The organism is Olivibacter sp. SA151 (assembly GCF_054130995.1).
On sequence record NZ_CP096391.1, the window covers coordinates 3,373,063 to 3,387,341 of the forward strand.

Annotated in this window: 14 protein-coding genes; 5 read left to right on the plus strand and 9 right to left on the minus strand. The window is 39.6% G+C overall.

Going from position 1 to position 14,279, the window contains the following annotated elements; translation table 11 throughout:
* Positions 1 to 4 precede the first annotated feature (4 nt).
* Both M1D52_RS13945 and M1D52_RS13950 read right to left on the minus strand, forming a co-directional pair.
* Positions 5 to 739: a LytR/AlgR family response regulator transcription factor gene (locus tag M1D52_RS13945; RefSeq protein ID WP_437392827.1), complete on the minus strand. Its 735-nt coding sequence runs from the start codon at positions 737 to 739 to the stop codon at positions 5 to 7.
* Positions 736 to 1,788, minus strand: coding sequence for a sensor histidine kinase (locus M1D52_RS13950; protein ID WP_437392828.1), 1,053 nt, complete (start codon positions 1,786 to 1,788; stop codon positions 736 to 738). Before M1D52_RS13950 ends, M1D52_RS13945 begins: the two co-directional genes overlap by 4 nt.
* Positions 1,789 to 2,036: 248 nt before the next feature.
* On the opposite strand from M1D52_RS13950, the gene M1D52_RS13955 reads away from it, so the two are divergent.
* The 4 genes from M1D52_RS13955 to M1D52_RS13970 are packed head-to-tail and all read left to right on the plus strand — an operon-like array spanning position 2,037 to position 6,563.
* Positions 2,037 to 3,371 (plus strand): TolC family protein, encoded by a 1,335-nt coding sequence (locus tag M1D52_RS13955; RefSeq protein WP_437392829.1) that lies wholly within the window; start codon positions 2,037 to 2,039, stop codon positions 3,369 to 3,371.
* 23 nt (positions 3,372 to 3,394) lie between these two features.
* Positions 3,395 to 4,567 carry an efflux RND transporter periplasmic adaptor subunit gene (locus M1D52_RS13960; protein WP_437392830.1) on the plus strand — a complete coding sequence of 391 codons (1,173 nt, stop codon included), beginning with the start codon at positions 3,395 to 3,397 and terminating at the stop codon, positions 4,565 to 4,567.
* Positions 4,567 to 5,313, plus strand: a complete 747-nt coding sequence (locus M1D52_RS13965; protein WP_013666671.1) for an ABC transporter ATP-binding protein — start codon at positions 4,567 to 4,569, stop codon at positions 5,311 to 5,313. Before M1D52_RS13960 ends, M1D52_RS13965 begins: the two co-directional genes overlap by 1 nt.
* 23 nt (positions 5,314 to 5,336) lie before the next feature.
* On the plus strand, positions 5,337 to 6,563 hold the full coding sequence (locus M1D52_RS13970; RefSeq protein WP_437392831.1) for an ABC transporter permease: 1,227 nt from the start codon (positions 5,337 to 5,339) through the stop codon (positions 6,561 to 6,563).
* A 260-nt stretch (positions 6,564 to 6,823) separates the two neighbouring features.
* Here M1D52_RS13970 and M1D52_RS13975 read toward each other — a convergent pair whose 3' ends face one another.
* Positions 6,824 to 7,003: a histone H1 gene (locus M1D52_RS13975; protein WP_013666669.1), complete on the minus strand. Its 180-nt coding sequence runs from the start codon at positions 7,001 to 7,003 to the stop codon at positions 6,824 to 6,826.
* A 258-nt stretch (positions 7,004 to 7,261) separates the two neighbouring features.
* Positions 7,262 to 8,011: a DeoR/GlpR family DNA-binding transcription regulator gene (locus M1D52_RS13980; RefSeq protein ID WP_013666668.1), complete on the minus strand. Its 750-nt coding sequence runs from the start codon at positions 8,009 to 8,011 to the stop codon at positions 7,262 to 7,264.
* A gap of 87 nt (positions 8,012 to 8,098) precedes the next feature.
* Here M1D52_RS13980 and M1D52_RS13985 point away from each other — a divergent pair, with 87 nt between their 5' ends.
* On the plus strand, positions 8,099 to 8,635 hold the full coding sequence (locus M1D52_RS13985) for a 5' nucleotidase, NT5C type (protein WP_041387500.1): 537 nt from the start codon (positions 8,099 to 8,101) through the stop codon (positions 8,633 to 8,635).
* Here M1D52_RS13985 and M1D52_RS13990 read toward each other — a convergent pair.
* The 5 genes from M1D52_RS13990 to M1D52_RS14010 all read right to left on the minus strand — a co-directional run bounded on the left by M1D52_RS13990 (position 8,632) and on the right by M1D52_RS14010 (position 14,176).
* Positions 8,632 to 9,378 carry a LytR/AlgR family response regulator transcription factor gene (locus M1D52_RS13990; RefSeq protein ID WP_437392832.1) on the minus strand — a complete coding sequence of 249 codons (747 nt, stop codon included), beginning with the start codon at positions 9,376 to 9,378 and terminating at the stop codon, positions 8,632 to 8,634. The two genes, M1D52_RS13985 and M1D52_RS13990, sit on opposite strands and share 4 nt — an antisense overlap.
* An 8-nt stretch (positions 9,379 to 9,386) precedes the next feature.
* Positions 9,387 to 10,478, minus strand: coding sequence for a sensor histidine kinase (locus M1D52_RS13995; RefSeq protein WP_437392833.1), 1,092 nt, complete (start codon positions 10,476 to 10,478; stop codon positions 9,387 to 9,389).
* A 20-nt stretch (positions 10,479 to 10,498) separates the two neighbouring features.
* Positions 10,499 to 12,505 (minus strand): BamA/TamA family outer membrane protein, encoded by a 2,007-nt coding sequence (locus M1D52_RS14000; RefSeq protein ID WP_437392834.1) that lies wholly within the window; start codon positions 12,503 to 12,505, stop codon positions 10,499 to 10,501.
* A gap of 107 nt (positions 12,506 to 12,612) precedes the next feature.
* Positions 12,613 to 13,260: a class I SAM-dependent methyltransferase gene (locus M1D52_RS14005; protein ID WP_437392835.1), complete on the minus strand. Its 648-nt coding sequence runs from the start codon at positions 13,258 to 13,260 to the stop codon at positions 12,613 to 12,615.
* A 7-nt stretch (positions 13,261 to 13,267) separates the two neighbouring features.
* Positions 13,268 to 14,176 carry a UbiA family prenyltransferase gene (locus M1D52_RS14010; RefSeq protein WP_013666662.1) on the minus strand — a complete coding sequence of 303 codons (909 nt, stop codon included), beginning with the start codon at positions 14,174 to 14,176 and terminating at the stop codon, positions 13,268 to 13,270.
* Between the last annotated feature and the right edge of the window lie 103 nt (positions 14,177 to 14,279).

The following is a 14,279-nucleotide window of genomic DNA, read 5'->3' on the forward strand; positions in this document are numbered from 1 at the left end:
AGAATTAAGCCCATTGGTTCAATAATTTTTTAAACGACTCTCTGTACAGATCGCCAACGGGTATTTCTGCTGAGCCAACATATACACTATTTCTTCCCAACGCATCTATTTTGTTAACGGCAATAATAAAGGAACGATGTATGCGGATAAAATCCGCTTCAGGAAGCCGTTCTTCGATACTCTTTAAAGTTGTTAACGAACTGATAGCTTGCTCTTTATTGAGCAGATGGATCTTTACATAATCTTTGATAGATTCGATATAGGCGATATCATTCAAATCAATCCGAATCAGTTTATAATCCGACTTAATGTATAGATAACGCTCTTTTTTACCTTTATTTTGGTCGACTGGTAACGTTTCCATTGATTCAAAGTAACTTTTCGCCTTGTTAGCCGCCTGTAAAAACTCATTATAATTGAACGGCTTTAATAGATAATAAAGCGCATCAACTTGATAACCTTCGATAGCGAATTGATTGAAAGCAGTTGTAAATACAATTCGACAGGTACTTTTTTGATTTGATTGTGCCATTAACTTCGAGAATTCCATTCCTGTTAGTTCAGGCATATAAATATCTAAGAATATCAGTTGGACGGAAAGTTTATCTAATACATCCAAAGCCTCTATTGCACTACCATAAGAGCCTACCAGCGTTAAAAAAGGCGTTTTCTCAATATAGTTGCTAATTAGCCCCAATGCTAGCGGCTCATCATCGATTGCAATGCAATTCAAGTTCATGATAATATAAGCGTTAAATCGACTTGATAAATGGTATCGTTGGCAATTTTGTTAATCGTTAAAAGATGCCTGCCCGGATACAACAAATTAAGACGTCTTTTTGTGTTCTGTAAACCGATACCGCTTTCTTCTAAAGGATTGCTTGTTTTCTCTTGTAAGGTATTGCTTACCTTTAAGTGTAAAGTTTGGTCCTTTACCGAGACTTCAATCCGTATTTCGCTTGCTTTCGTTGCACTAATACCATGCTTGAACGCATTTTCAACAAAGGGTAATAACAGCATCGGTGCTATCTTGTAATCATGGGACAAAACAGGCTCCTTATAGATTACCTGATTATTGACATGCAACCGTAATTGCATCAACTCAATATGATCTTTCAAAAACTTTAACTCCTCTACTAAGCTAGTTTCGTTTTGCGCTGTTTCGTATAGCAAATAACGCATCATTCTCGATAATTTATGCAAGGCCTCTCGGGAGAGCTCCACATCGGAAAACGATAAAGCGTAAATATTGTTAAGTGTATTGAAGAAAAAATGTGGGTTGATCTGTGCTTTAAGAAAAGAAAGTTCGGATGCTATCTGCTGTTTCTGCAACTCGTCTTTTAAACGTGCCTCTTGCTGCCATTGTCTTACGGCTGCCACTGTTGTACTTATTCCCAGTACCAGTAAACTGAACATCAAAGTGAAACCATCGATAAGTTCTTCATGTTTTGGCGGCCGCTGTCTTGCATTCGCCATCACTACCTGAAAATCCAGCCATCTTTCAAGTAAAAGGGCAAGCCCTTGCCCAAAGAAAAGTGCAATCAATAACCATATAAGAAAAAGCAATCGCTTGTTCCTAAAAAGGAGTCTAGGGGTAAAGAGCAGGTAATTACTGTAAAAAATAACAACGAAAAAAAAGATAATGCTGACATGCTTTATCCAAAATGCAGCAGGTAACTTAATTCCCCAGCTAAGTGGAGGATAAACAAGTAGGGTAAACCCTAACAGTACCCACAACAAAATATGCGTAAAAATAATACCAAGTGTTCTTCTATTTGCTTTCTCCATTATTTCGCATTTGACTTACAATGTTAAGGGATATCCCAAACTCTGTAAAGATTAACCGATAGAGAGTCAGATTTTCTCGTCCAAACCGACAAAATCATCTTTTAACGCCTTTTTAGACAACACAATTTAACAATGCTGGTTTTATCTGCAAAATAACACTTTCTGTCGAGCATACCGTCCTTTCAATCTAGAAAGCTTTTTTATATCTCCTAAAGCTTGTCTTTTTGTGCCGTTCCAAAACATGAAATATGGCAATTAGATGGTTAAAATATATGAGTTTTTTCGCGCTCATATCGTGCACATTGGCTGGTAATGCCCAGCAAGAACAAACGCATATCAAACAATGGTCTTTAAAAGAATGCTTGGCTTATGCCCAACAACATAATATAACCCTCAATAATTTACGTTTGGCCAAACAAAGTGCGGATCAAAACCTCATCAGTGCCAAAGCTTCTGTATTGCCCGATTTAAATGCCTCAGCTTCACAGAATGCGACTCACTACGGGACAGCCCAGGGGGATGCCGGTAAATCGATCAATTTAAATGGAAGTGCGGGTTTAAACTCTTCCGTAACGCTTTTTAATGGGGGAACCCTAAGAGCCGATATTCGCCAATCACAATTAGCTGCTGAAATGGCTGATTTGGACGTTTCTGAGGCAGGTAACGACTTATACTTACAGATTATTCAAACTTATACCAACATTATGCTTGATAAAGAAACCATTGTTTATGCGCAGGACCTGGTACAAACATCCCAAGCGCAAACTGAACAAATGGATCAACAGTATAAGGCCGGTGCGGCAGCGAAAAAAGATTTAATTCAATTGCAGGCGCAACTAGCTTCTGATCAATATACATTAACCAGTGCTAAGAATGCGGAAAGACAAGATAAAATTACCCTGAAACAATTGCTTCAGCTTCCGGTGGACAGCGCTTTCGATATTGTAAAAGCCGATACGACTTTTGCCCTTGCAGCCATTCCTTCGTTACATGAAGTGATCCAGGACGCAATAAACAAGCGGCCCGAGATAAAAAATAGCTTACTCAATATCGAAAATTCAAAGCTCGATCTCAAAAAGGCAAAAGCGGGTTATTTACCGGTTATATCTCTGAATGGCGGGATAGGCACCAATTACAACAACGGCACCAATATAGGTACCTTTAGGCAATTTGATAATAATTTCTATCAACAAATCGGCATTACTGCGACCATCCCCTTGTTCAGCAGAAAGGTTAATCAAACCAATGTAGCAAAGTCCAATATTGCCATTAAACAAGCAGAGCTTGATCTGTTGAATACAAAAACTATTCTTTCACAAACAGTGGAAAAGGCTTACATCAACACGCAGAATGCATATAGTCAATACGATGCCTCCGCCGAACAGTTAAATTATAATAAGGAAGCATACCGGATAGCAGGTGAAGAATTACGTGTAGGATCGGCTAATACAGTAGAATATATACAGCAAAAAAATCTATACATACAAGCATTACAAGCATATACGCAAGCAAAATATAGTGCCATGCTTTCGCTCAATGTATTCAATTTCTACAAGGGCGATTTTTTGGAAAATCAACAATAAGTGCAAACTCTTGAATTATATATATGAATCGTAAAAAAATAATCATTATTGGTATCCTGATTTTGATGCTCGCTGTTTTACTTTATTTCTTTTTCGGCAGGAAAAAGGAAAACGGAGTAGCTTTTGAAACAACAGTGCCTGAAAAAGGCCCCATTGCATCCATCATTACCTCAACAGGTACTATTCAGCCGGTTGACACGGTAGCCGTGGGAACGCAGGTTTCCGGTATTATAGCCAGCATCTATACCGACTACAACGCGCAGGTAAAAAAAGGTCAACTATTAGCGGAGCTAGATCCGACCTTAATGCAGGCAACGGTTGATCAAATCAAGGGACAGCTGGCGCAGGCGCAAAGTAATTTTAATTATCAGCAAATCAATTTCAAACGCCAACAGGAGCTTTTCCAAGTAGGGGCGATCAGCAAGGCCACTTACGATCTGGCAACTAATTCGTATGAAACGGCGCAGGCAAGTGTCAACAGCATTAAGGCACAGTTGCGATCGGCGCAGCAGAATTTATCTTTTACTAAAATCTATTCACCAATTGATGGGGTTGTGCTTAATCGAAGTGTCAGCGTTGGGCAAACAGTGGCCGCCAGTTTTAATACGCCTACTTTATTCAGTTTAGCCAAAGATATTACCAAAATGCAAGTACAGGCCAAAGTAGACGAAGCCGATATTGGTGATGTCCAAATGGGTGACCGTGTTACTTTTACGGTGGATGCCTATATCGATCAAACTTTTGAAGGCAAAGTTTCTGAAATTCGTTTACAACCCAGTACCTCCAATAATGTTGTCACGTACACAACGATTATTGAAACCAGTAATGCTGATATGAAGTTAAAACCAGGTATGACCGCTACAGTAACGATCTACACAAAAGAAGCTAGCAACGTACTTACAGTTCCTGTCAGTGCCCTGAAACTCACCATCGAACCAGGGCAGGTTACACCACCGTATCGACTCATCGAAAACCAAGCCGCCGATACGGCCCAGAATGCCGTATGGGTACTGAAAGGAAATCAAGTGTTTAGGCAGGCCATCAAAGTAGGCATTAATGATAATACAAAGGTTCAGGTAGAAGGAGGGGTAGGCGCCAAAGATAGCATTATAACAGCTATTGTGAGTACCGGACAAGGTACACCGGAAAATATGGGGTCAAACCCTTTCTTGCCGACACCAAGGAGAAGACGATAATGGCAGCGATATTAAATATTAAGGATCTGAAAAGAGAGTTTCTCGTCGGATCGCAGGTGGTACGTGCCTTGAAAGGTGTAAACTTCGATGTAAATACGGGTGAATTTGTTACGATCATGGGAAGTAGTGGTTCGGGTAAATCCACCATGCTTAATATCTTAGGCTGCCTGGACAAAGCGAGTTCGGGTGAGTATTTTTTAGATGGAATTAATGTTAAAAGTTTAAATCGGGATGAATTAGCCAAATTGAGAAACAATAAAATTGGTTTCGTTTTTCAGGCCTACAATTTATTGCCTAGAACGTCGGCATTGGAAAATGTGGAACTACCCTTATTGTACCAATCCGGCATTTCTCATAAAGAGCGGCAGGAAAAAGCGATGCATGCACTGGAAATGGTAAAACTGCAAGACCGGTATGATCATACGCCGAGCCAGCTTTCAGGTGGGCAGCAACAGCGTGTGGCTATTGCCCGAGCTTTAGTGAATGAGCCTGTGATGATCTTAGCAGATGAAGCAACGGGAAATCTCGATACGAGGACCTCGTATGAAATTATGACCTTAATGCAAGAGTTGAATCAAGAGCAACAAAAGACCATTGTATTCGTCACACATGAACCTGACATTGCATCATTCAGCAGCCGAACCATCCTATTGCGGGATGGAAAGATTCAACGCGATACGCCAAATACAGCGATTCGTTCCGCTAAAGAGGCCTTGGCTGCCTTACCGACAAATGATGATTATTAACGCATTTGCAGAAAATTCAATTTATGAATTACGTCAATTTATTACGCATAGCGCTCCGAGCGATTCAAAGGAATAAACTGAGAGCCTTTCTTACCATGCTGGGCATTATCATTGGTGTCGCCGCTGTGATTACCATGATGTCTATTGGCGAAGGGTCCAAACAAAGTATACAGAATACCTTCTCAAGCATGGGTTCTAATATGATTACGATTATGCCTTACAACAACAGTCCGATGCCGGGCGGTGTTCGTCTAGGCGCAGCCAGTGTGCAATCGCTCACCCTTAGCGACGTTAACAAGATCAAGCAGGAGGTAAGTGAAATTAACGCGCTTTCACCTGGTGTTTCCAGTAGCGGACAGGCAATTCGGGGAGCCAATAACTGGCCAACATCGCTACAAGGTGTTTCCAGCGACTACCTACAGATACGCCAATTAAGTATAAAGGATGGATCAAACTTTACGGAAGAACAAGTGAAGGCTTCTGCCAAGGTCTGTTTAATAGGCCAAACCGTTGTTGATAATTTGTTCAAAGAAAACGAGAATCCTGTGGGCCAGATTATCCGTTTTGGAAAAATTCCTTTTCAGATTATTGGTGTACTTAATGCAAAAGGGCAAAATACTTTCGGACAGGACCAGGATGATATCATCATTGCTCCTTATACAACCGTCATGAAACGTATCTTGGCTACAACCTATCTTCAAAATATTTATGCAGCAACACCGAACGAAGCTTTGTCAAATCAAGCAATGGAACATATCACAACCGTCTTAAGAGAAAATCACCGTATTCGGGGAGGTACTGAAAATGATTTTGAAGTACGCACCATGGCCGAACTTATACAAATGCTCAGTTCAACAAGCGGCATGATGACCTCCTTATTGACTGCAGTAGCTGGTATCTCACTTCTCATTGGCGGAATTGGTATCATGAACATTATGTATGTATCGGTTACAGAACGTACACGGGAAATTGGATTACGGCTGTCAATAGGAGCTCGTGGCCGGGATATTTTGTGGCAGTTTTTAACGGAAGCCGTCGTTATTAGCATGACAGGCGGTGTAATGGGAGCAATACTTGGAATTATAGCCTCCTTCACGATATCCAGTCTCGTTCATTGGCCGATCTTGATTTCCGAATCATCAATCGTCATTTCATTCTTTGTCTGTGTTATTACCGGTGTCTTTTTTGGTTATTATCCTGCGGTAAAAGCCGCAGCACTGGACCCTATAGAAGCTTTGAGATATGAGTAGTATCGTAGGGTTTTTAGTGGTGGATGAGCTGTTGAATCGTTGGTATTACATAAGATAAAAGACATCGGATATAAGACATAAGACACGGGATAGGAAATCCTGATACTTGCCTGCCTGCCTGCCTGCCTGCCTGCCGGTAGGCAGGCCTTGTACCAATGCCCTTATAGTCGACACTGCCTAAAGCTTATAGCCTAATGCTAAAACAAAAAAGCCCGATTTCCTCGGGCTCCAGTATTTCATAGGTAATAATTTTTTAATGATTATTTACCCGAATTCTTGATAGAGGTAACATCATTGCGAATCTCTTGGGCAAGATTCTTTAACTCTTGCATTGCTTTACGTACCCGTGTACCGGCAGCTGCATTTCCTTTGTTGTAGAATTTGTCGGCATCAACTTCAACTGAGCTAATAAGCTCTTTTAACTTTCCAAATTTGTCCATTGTAGTAATTTTTTATTTAAGTGATAATTTGACGACAAGATGATCTTGCCCTAATGGGCTATAAACCACATTTTTCGTACCAAATCGCTTTAAATGAGCTAAAAACACAGTTTTTTTTAAAAAAAGTGGTAAAAAGCAATAAAAATGCATTGATTTATCTAAAATAGGCCATAAAACGTCATGGAATCAATTCGGCATGACCGATCCCAAAAGAGTCTTCATTACATTTATTGTAGCGTTTTATATACGCTATCGGTTCTACTGTATAGAAACGCCTTCATCTTTAAACGCGGCTTGCAGTGTGGCGTCGAGTTCTGCATCGGTCAAAATCAAATCGATCGAATGAACCGGTCCTACGAAAAAAGGTTCGGCCGTAGCAATTTTATTAACGGTTGACAAGGCTATTACATATTTCGCATTGACTACAATATTTCGCTTGATAATACAATCATCATAATCACGCGTAGTGATCCCGGCTACTAAATCAATGCTGCAAATTCCCAAAAAAGCCAGATCTGATTTAATCGTACGAATCGCATCTACGGTATCAGCACCGACAGTCGTAAAGGCACCTTTATTTAAACGCCCCCCTAAAAATATAACTTCTGCTAAGGGGTGATCCTCCAATGCGTTGACAATGGGAAAACTGTTTGTAACAACAACAATGTTCCGCTCGGGGGGGAGGGCAGCGGCCACCGCCAAACTTGATGTTCCCCCGTCAAAAAACACTACTTGTCCATCCTCAATAAAATTTAACGCTTTTTCAGCAATTAATCGCTTTTGTTCCAGTTGTAAATGTTCCCGATCGCGATAGTGATGGGGAACCGGCGAGTGAGCAATGGCACCTCCCCGCACAGCTTTCACAATCCCTAGGTCGGACAACTCCTTGATATCTCTCCGCACGGTATCTTCCGAAACATTTAGTAACTCACTTAACTCCTTCAGTTGCGCCGACTGTTTGTTCTTTATGTGCTCCGTTAATCGCTGTTGCCTTTCTGCTTTGATCATCTTTTTGCAATTTAATGCAAAGTTAATAAAAATATATTGCAATAAATTGCAAATATTATGTATTTTTGTTGCATTAAATTGCAATATATGAAAAAACAATCAATTGCTATTGACATGGATGGCGTCTTAGCCGACACGGAAAGTCAGTATTTACATTATTATGAGCAGGAATATGGAAAGCGTTTAACGAAGGACATCTTCCATAATGTCCCCGAGGCGGAAGCTTTGCCAAACGGATCTATATTTAAATACCTTTATACACCGGGTTTTTTTAGAACGATACCGGTAATGGCGGGAGCAGTGGAAGCTGTAAGGAGGCTTCAGACGCGATATGAAGTTTACATTGTTTCTGCCGCGATGGAATTTCCACTTTCTCTATTTGAAAAGAAGGAATGGCTTGCTGAACATTTTCCATTTATTCACTGGCACAACATCATTTTTTGCGGAGACAAAAGTATTATTGATACCGACTTTATGATTGATGACTATTGTAAGAATCTGGATTTCTGCAAAGGAAAACCCATTTTGTTTAGCGCTGGTCATAATGCCGGTATAACCCATCATCTTCGCGCTAATAATTGGCAGGAAATACTTGATATACTGGACGTAGTCCCTACAAATTAACGAGACAAGGTCTTTTTATCTAGCCAAGCTGAAAAAGCGTCCTTAAAGATGTTTCCAATAGGAATACTTCTTTGAGGATAATAAGCCAACCTAATTTGGTTTCCCTCTATCGCACGAACATGCTTTAGTGCGATAATATAGGACTTATGAATTCTCATAAAAGCCGTTTTGCTTAAATGCTTTTCTATTTCCTTCATGGTAATGAATGCAATGATTCGTTCGCCATGATCTAAATAGATAGAAATATAGTTTTTAAGTCCTTCAATGATGACAATCTTACTTACGTCTATTTTAAATAGTTTTCCTTTGCGATCTGTTTTTATAAAGAGGTACGGACTACCTGGTAGTTCAACTTCGTTTTTGTTATCTTGATGATTTTGAACTTTATTAACAGCCTGCAAAAATCGGTCAAAGGAAATAGGTTTAAGCAAATAATCAACAACAGCAAATTCATAGCCCGTGAGTGCATACTCCGTGTAAGCTGTTGTGAGAACAACTTGTACATCCATATTTAGGACGTTAAGTAACTCTATTCCGGTAAGGTAGGGCATCTGCACATCCAAAAAAAGTAGATCAACCGGCTTTGCTTTGATTGCCGACAAAGCGCTCACTGGCTCCGTAGACGAGCCAACTAGCTCCAGAAATGGAACTTTTCCGATATGATGTGTTAAAAGATCAATCGCGTGTTCTTCATCGTCAATTACAAAGCAGCTCATCCTTTGGCGGGTCTCTTCTTTTATCATGGCTAAAACTATTGTTCGATCGGAATTTGCAATAATACGGAAAATGTCGCTTTATCTTCCTGCACTACAAAGCGATGTTTATCTCCATAGATTAAATGTAACCGCTGCCGGATATTACTTAAGCCTATACCATTCGAAAGTTCCTTGCGTCCTTCTCCCTTTTTATTTTTTATGGAGAAAAAGAAATGTTGGTCTTGCTCTAACAAGTTGATTTCCAGTGGATATTTAACATCCAACAAATCGCCATGTTTAAATGCATTTTCTACCAAGGTTATCAAAACTAACGGGATAACCTTGAGTTGCTTATTCTTCACCTGATCGTCATACTTAATATTCAGTCGACTATTGAGTCTTTTCTGGTTAATTTCAATAATGTTCTGCAAGTGTACAATCTCTTTTTCGAGCACCACCTTTCCTTCCTTATCTTCCTCTACGGTTAAAGCATAGCGCATAATATCAGACAACAACAATACAGCCTTGGCCAGATCTTCATCGAGTCGAATACTCTTTGAATAAATAAAACTTAAGGAATTGAATAAAAAATGAGGATTAATCTGATGTTTAAGAGCGCTCAATTCGGCCTGTGCCCTTTGCTTTTCTAAAACTATTTGCTGCCTTTTCCGATGCCACCACTCGATGGTTAAAGACGCGCCAATGCAAATGAGTATATCAAAAATGGAAAACACAATGAACCATAGCATAAACCATGCAAAGCTATCTTCCGGAATGAGTGTTTTGGAGTCTTGTATATGACGAACCGAATGCATGGAGTTGGTTTCCAAAGAATCAAAATATCCATAGCTAAATTTGATAAGGTAGAGGATAATAAAACAGAGGATTGGTTTTTTCCATTTTCCTTCGCGAATAACCGGAAGTATAATATAAAAAATTAGAAAAAAGTACGACAATACATTTTCCGTTATAAAAAGGATGGCATTTATAACAAAACCGTAGCGTCTACCAAAGTAAAATACCGCCTCCTGCGGATTAGACACATAAGAAATAAAAAAAACAAAACAGTATAAAAATACACCAAACAGGGAAAGAACAGCAAAACGTTTCCACTGCTTGTGAATCAATATTTTAAGTTGCTGCATCATCCTTCCCTTAAAATTTCGTTTTAGAACGCAACACCGGTGCCCGCAAAAGCGCCAAAATCGCCCTTACTTGTTAAACCGAAATCGACACGGGTATACAATCGATATCTTGGAATAAGCTGTTGCCTAAAGCCAACACCATAGAATGCCTTAATGGAGGCTTTGTAATCTTTAAAGAAATTTTTTGCACCATCTCCCAAACCGGCGAAAATGGCATATCCAAAGCGACGGTCGGCGCTTGAAAAGTAAGATCGATACTCCGCTTGCACACTAAACACCTGCTCTGCGATATATAAATTTCGCCAAACGCCTCTAAATGCTCTATCGGCGGTTATATAAGGCAGCTGATAAAAAGGAGCTTCACCTCCCCACGTTGCGTTAAACATTCCTTGGAAAGCTAATACATCGCCTTGTACAAGCCAATCTACAGGTATAAATTTCCGATAATCAAATTTCAATTCCTGATACTGATAATCGCTGATAATTTCTTGATTAAACCAGTAATAATTAATCTCTAACCTACTTCCCTTTGTGGGAAATAGAACATCATTTCGCTTGTCCATGCGTAGGGTAGGACCGATACCAAAAAGCCAACCTCCTTGGCCGCCGTGAAAATTGGACGTGGGCTTTTCCTCAAAATCCAATTCATTATCTTTTCTCAATTTATAGTTAATTCCTACAAAGAACTGATCGGATAAAATCCTGCTCACCGATCCTTCTAACACAAAATTGTCCGAAACATAGGCCGTTTTATGACGATCGTTGCTTTCTCTTCCAATGCCGAAAAAATAGTTTTTTGCATTGTTTGTAAACAAGAAATTGTTCGTAAAATACCACTTTTCTTTATAGTAAGCTTCCATATAAGCGCCCACTGCTAATTGCTTTCCATTGAAGCCGTAAGTGACAATTGGAGCAAAGATGGTTGGTTGTGAAAATCGGGAAGCATGACCGGTCTTTGGGTACCAAATCATCGTAGCGCCCGCACCTACAATAAAACCTGCTTCTCGCTTGAACCCAATGATGGGTTGTGGCAAAAATTTCAGCCTTTTCCCTTCATGGTTTTTAGAAGAAGACAAGCGATCATGTATTTCCTGTGAAGCTTCTATGTCTATGGGAACTGTTGTCCAACCTTGTTCTTTTTTTATGAGTATATTATTATCTTTAGTAAAACCTGGAGGAGTAAAAATATTTGATAGTTCTTGCTCCTTGTTTTTTTGAACGGGATTCCAAATGGATAGGCGACCGTCCACATCAACGCTAACTATATTTTCGCCGACACGATCGTAACCCAACCAAGTAATTTTTGATGAGCCTGTTTTGATTTCCCGAATTAAGGTATCTTGAAAATCGCGAATCTGTATGTTATTTTCTGCCGTTACACTTGCTATTTCTTGCTTGTTGGGATGGAAGATCAATAAGCGTTGCTTTTCTTTTTCCCAGTTAACGTTTACTTTGGTTAGCGACTCGTAATCTAATAACTGGATAAGCCGATTGTTTGTAAATCCAATCAACTTACCATCGTAACTGATATCGACCGCATTAATGTCGGATGCAATATTCCTAGTCGCAATCGCTTTCCATGTGTTTGTATCATACTTGGTCATTCTTGCATTAAAAGTTTTCACGGAATGAACAAATACGCATTCTTTTTTTACAGGGCTAAAAGCAGCCAATTTCGTTTTAAAAGGAAGCCGCGCAAGCTGGTGTATGGTATCTCTACTTAGTGCGTAAATTGTGGTTTGTCCGTCATTCCCCGAGGCTACCAAAAACTGTCCGTCCGGCGAAAAGGTCAACAAACCGCCTACACCTCTTCCAGGCACCAATAATTCATTCACTATAGCCTTTGTACGCATGTCCTGAAATAAGATCCGGTCGGGTAGTTCGCTCACGGAAAGGGACAACGTAGGATTGACACGCTCTTGCAAGGTGATTGCCTTTTGGCCATGTACCGTAAAGACACTGATGAATGCGAGTAAGAAACAAGCAATCTGTTTTATAACTTCTTTTTTTAAACTCAACGAAAAAATCATGTAAAATATGTTAATTCACAGCATGGAAACCGGACTAAAATAAAAGACATTTACCGAATTGCGAAATAGAATACACCAACTTAAGCACTAATTCTACCAACAGCTATTTATTCGGGACCAGTTTTGGATTTCTTATAAACAATACCCTTTATAAAACCGGCATAGTGTAGGGAAGAGAAAAGCATCTGATACCTGTTGCGCTGAAAATAGGGGCTCATATCGATGAGATTGCGTGCTTCAACTTGGCACAGATACCCAAAAAATTTATACATAAGTTTGAGCATTCCCTTTTTCCAGCCGTTTTTCTTATTCGGATCAAGATAAAAATCAGCATAAAGCCAGAGGCCTTCGCTTGCCAGTAATCTCGTCAAATGACCAAATACTTTTTCCGCTTTTGGTCGCAAAAAATTATCGAACAAAAAGGAAGTGATGATTACATCATAAGAATTTTGAAGTGACTCAAAATCTTCAATGGCTTGCTCAACAAATACAACCTTGTTATTAGCACAATTACGATCTCGGGCCATTCGCAACATTTTTTCTGAAATTTCCACATAGGTTATCGTTAAACCTTCGGCATGTAACTTGGCCAGCGCCTCCAGTATCCATCCCGATCCACCTCCAACAATCAAAATACGACTATCCGCTGCAATGCTGTGTATCAGATCTAATTGAACGTTGACCTGCGCCCGCCCGAACACCAATCGGCTTAACCTATCATATAAGGGCGCAATATTATCATAGTTATTCTTCATCGTATTGTTACACAAATTGCATGGCAAATATTCCGCAAATTGCTTTCACCAGTAACAAACCGTCAATAACAATTAGGTAATAAAGTATCCGATGCCGCTTATGCATAGAATAAGCCACTACCAAAGATAAGGCGAAAGGGAAAATATTGATCACTAAAGGAATGAAGCTAAAATGCCTATAATAGCCGAAAATGACCATGGATAGGACACCTACGGATAGCAATGGAATTAATAGCTGAAAGATTGTATTTCGAAGACCAAATCTCACGACAAACGTTTTTAATTGCTTATTGGCATCCTCTGCATAATCTTTAATATCGAACATGATGGCATTTACCGTACAGAACATAAAGGTTTTAACAAAAAGCCATAGCACAAGAAAGGGATCGACCGAATTAAGCGGGTGCTGTATTTTCAACATAATAATAGGAAAAAGGTTGACGCAACATGCCCAGACGAATCCGATGATAAAGGCCTTCAATAAACCCGAATTTCGAATATTCAGCGCCATAAATGATCGGGGTAAAAGTCCGTAGTATAAAATAATTGCAACGAGTACAATAATAAGGATCAACCAATAAATCCAATGTAGGGAGCTCAACGACTGTATGTTTTGCCAAATCAGCCCTAAAGCAAGCAGTAGGCTGATCAAAATGGAAAATCCTAAGTTTCCTTTAGCAAATCGGATATTTTGTTGATACCATTGCGTGCGCGGATTGTTATGTCTACTGCTTACTGTTACATTGATATAAGCATATGTATAGTATGCCATCGTTGCAAAAAACAAAAGCAGATAATAAGCTGTATTATTAAAAGGAATGGCAAGTTGAACGGCGGTTTCCAGCGACAAGGCGATGGCCAGAATACCGACAAAAATGTTTCCAAAAAACACAAATTTAATAAAGCGATCTATCATGCCCTCAACGGATATGGAAGCTAAAATACAGTTTTTGTATCTGATTGACCGGAGTTTTTTTCATCATACTTTTGCGGAAATTTAATCGGATGACTTGCATATT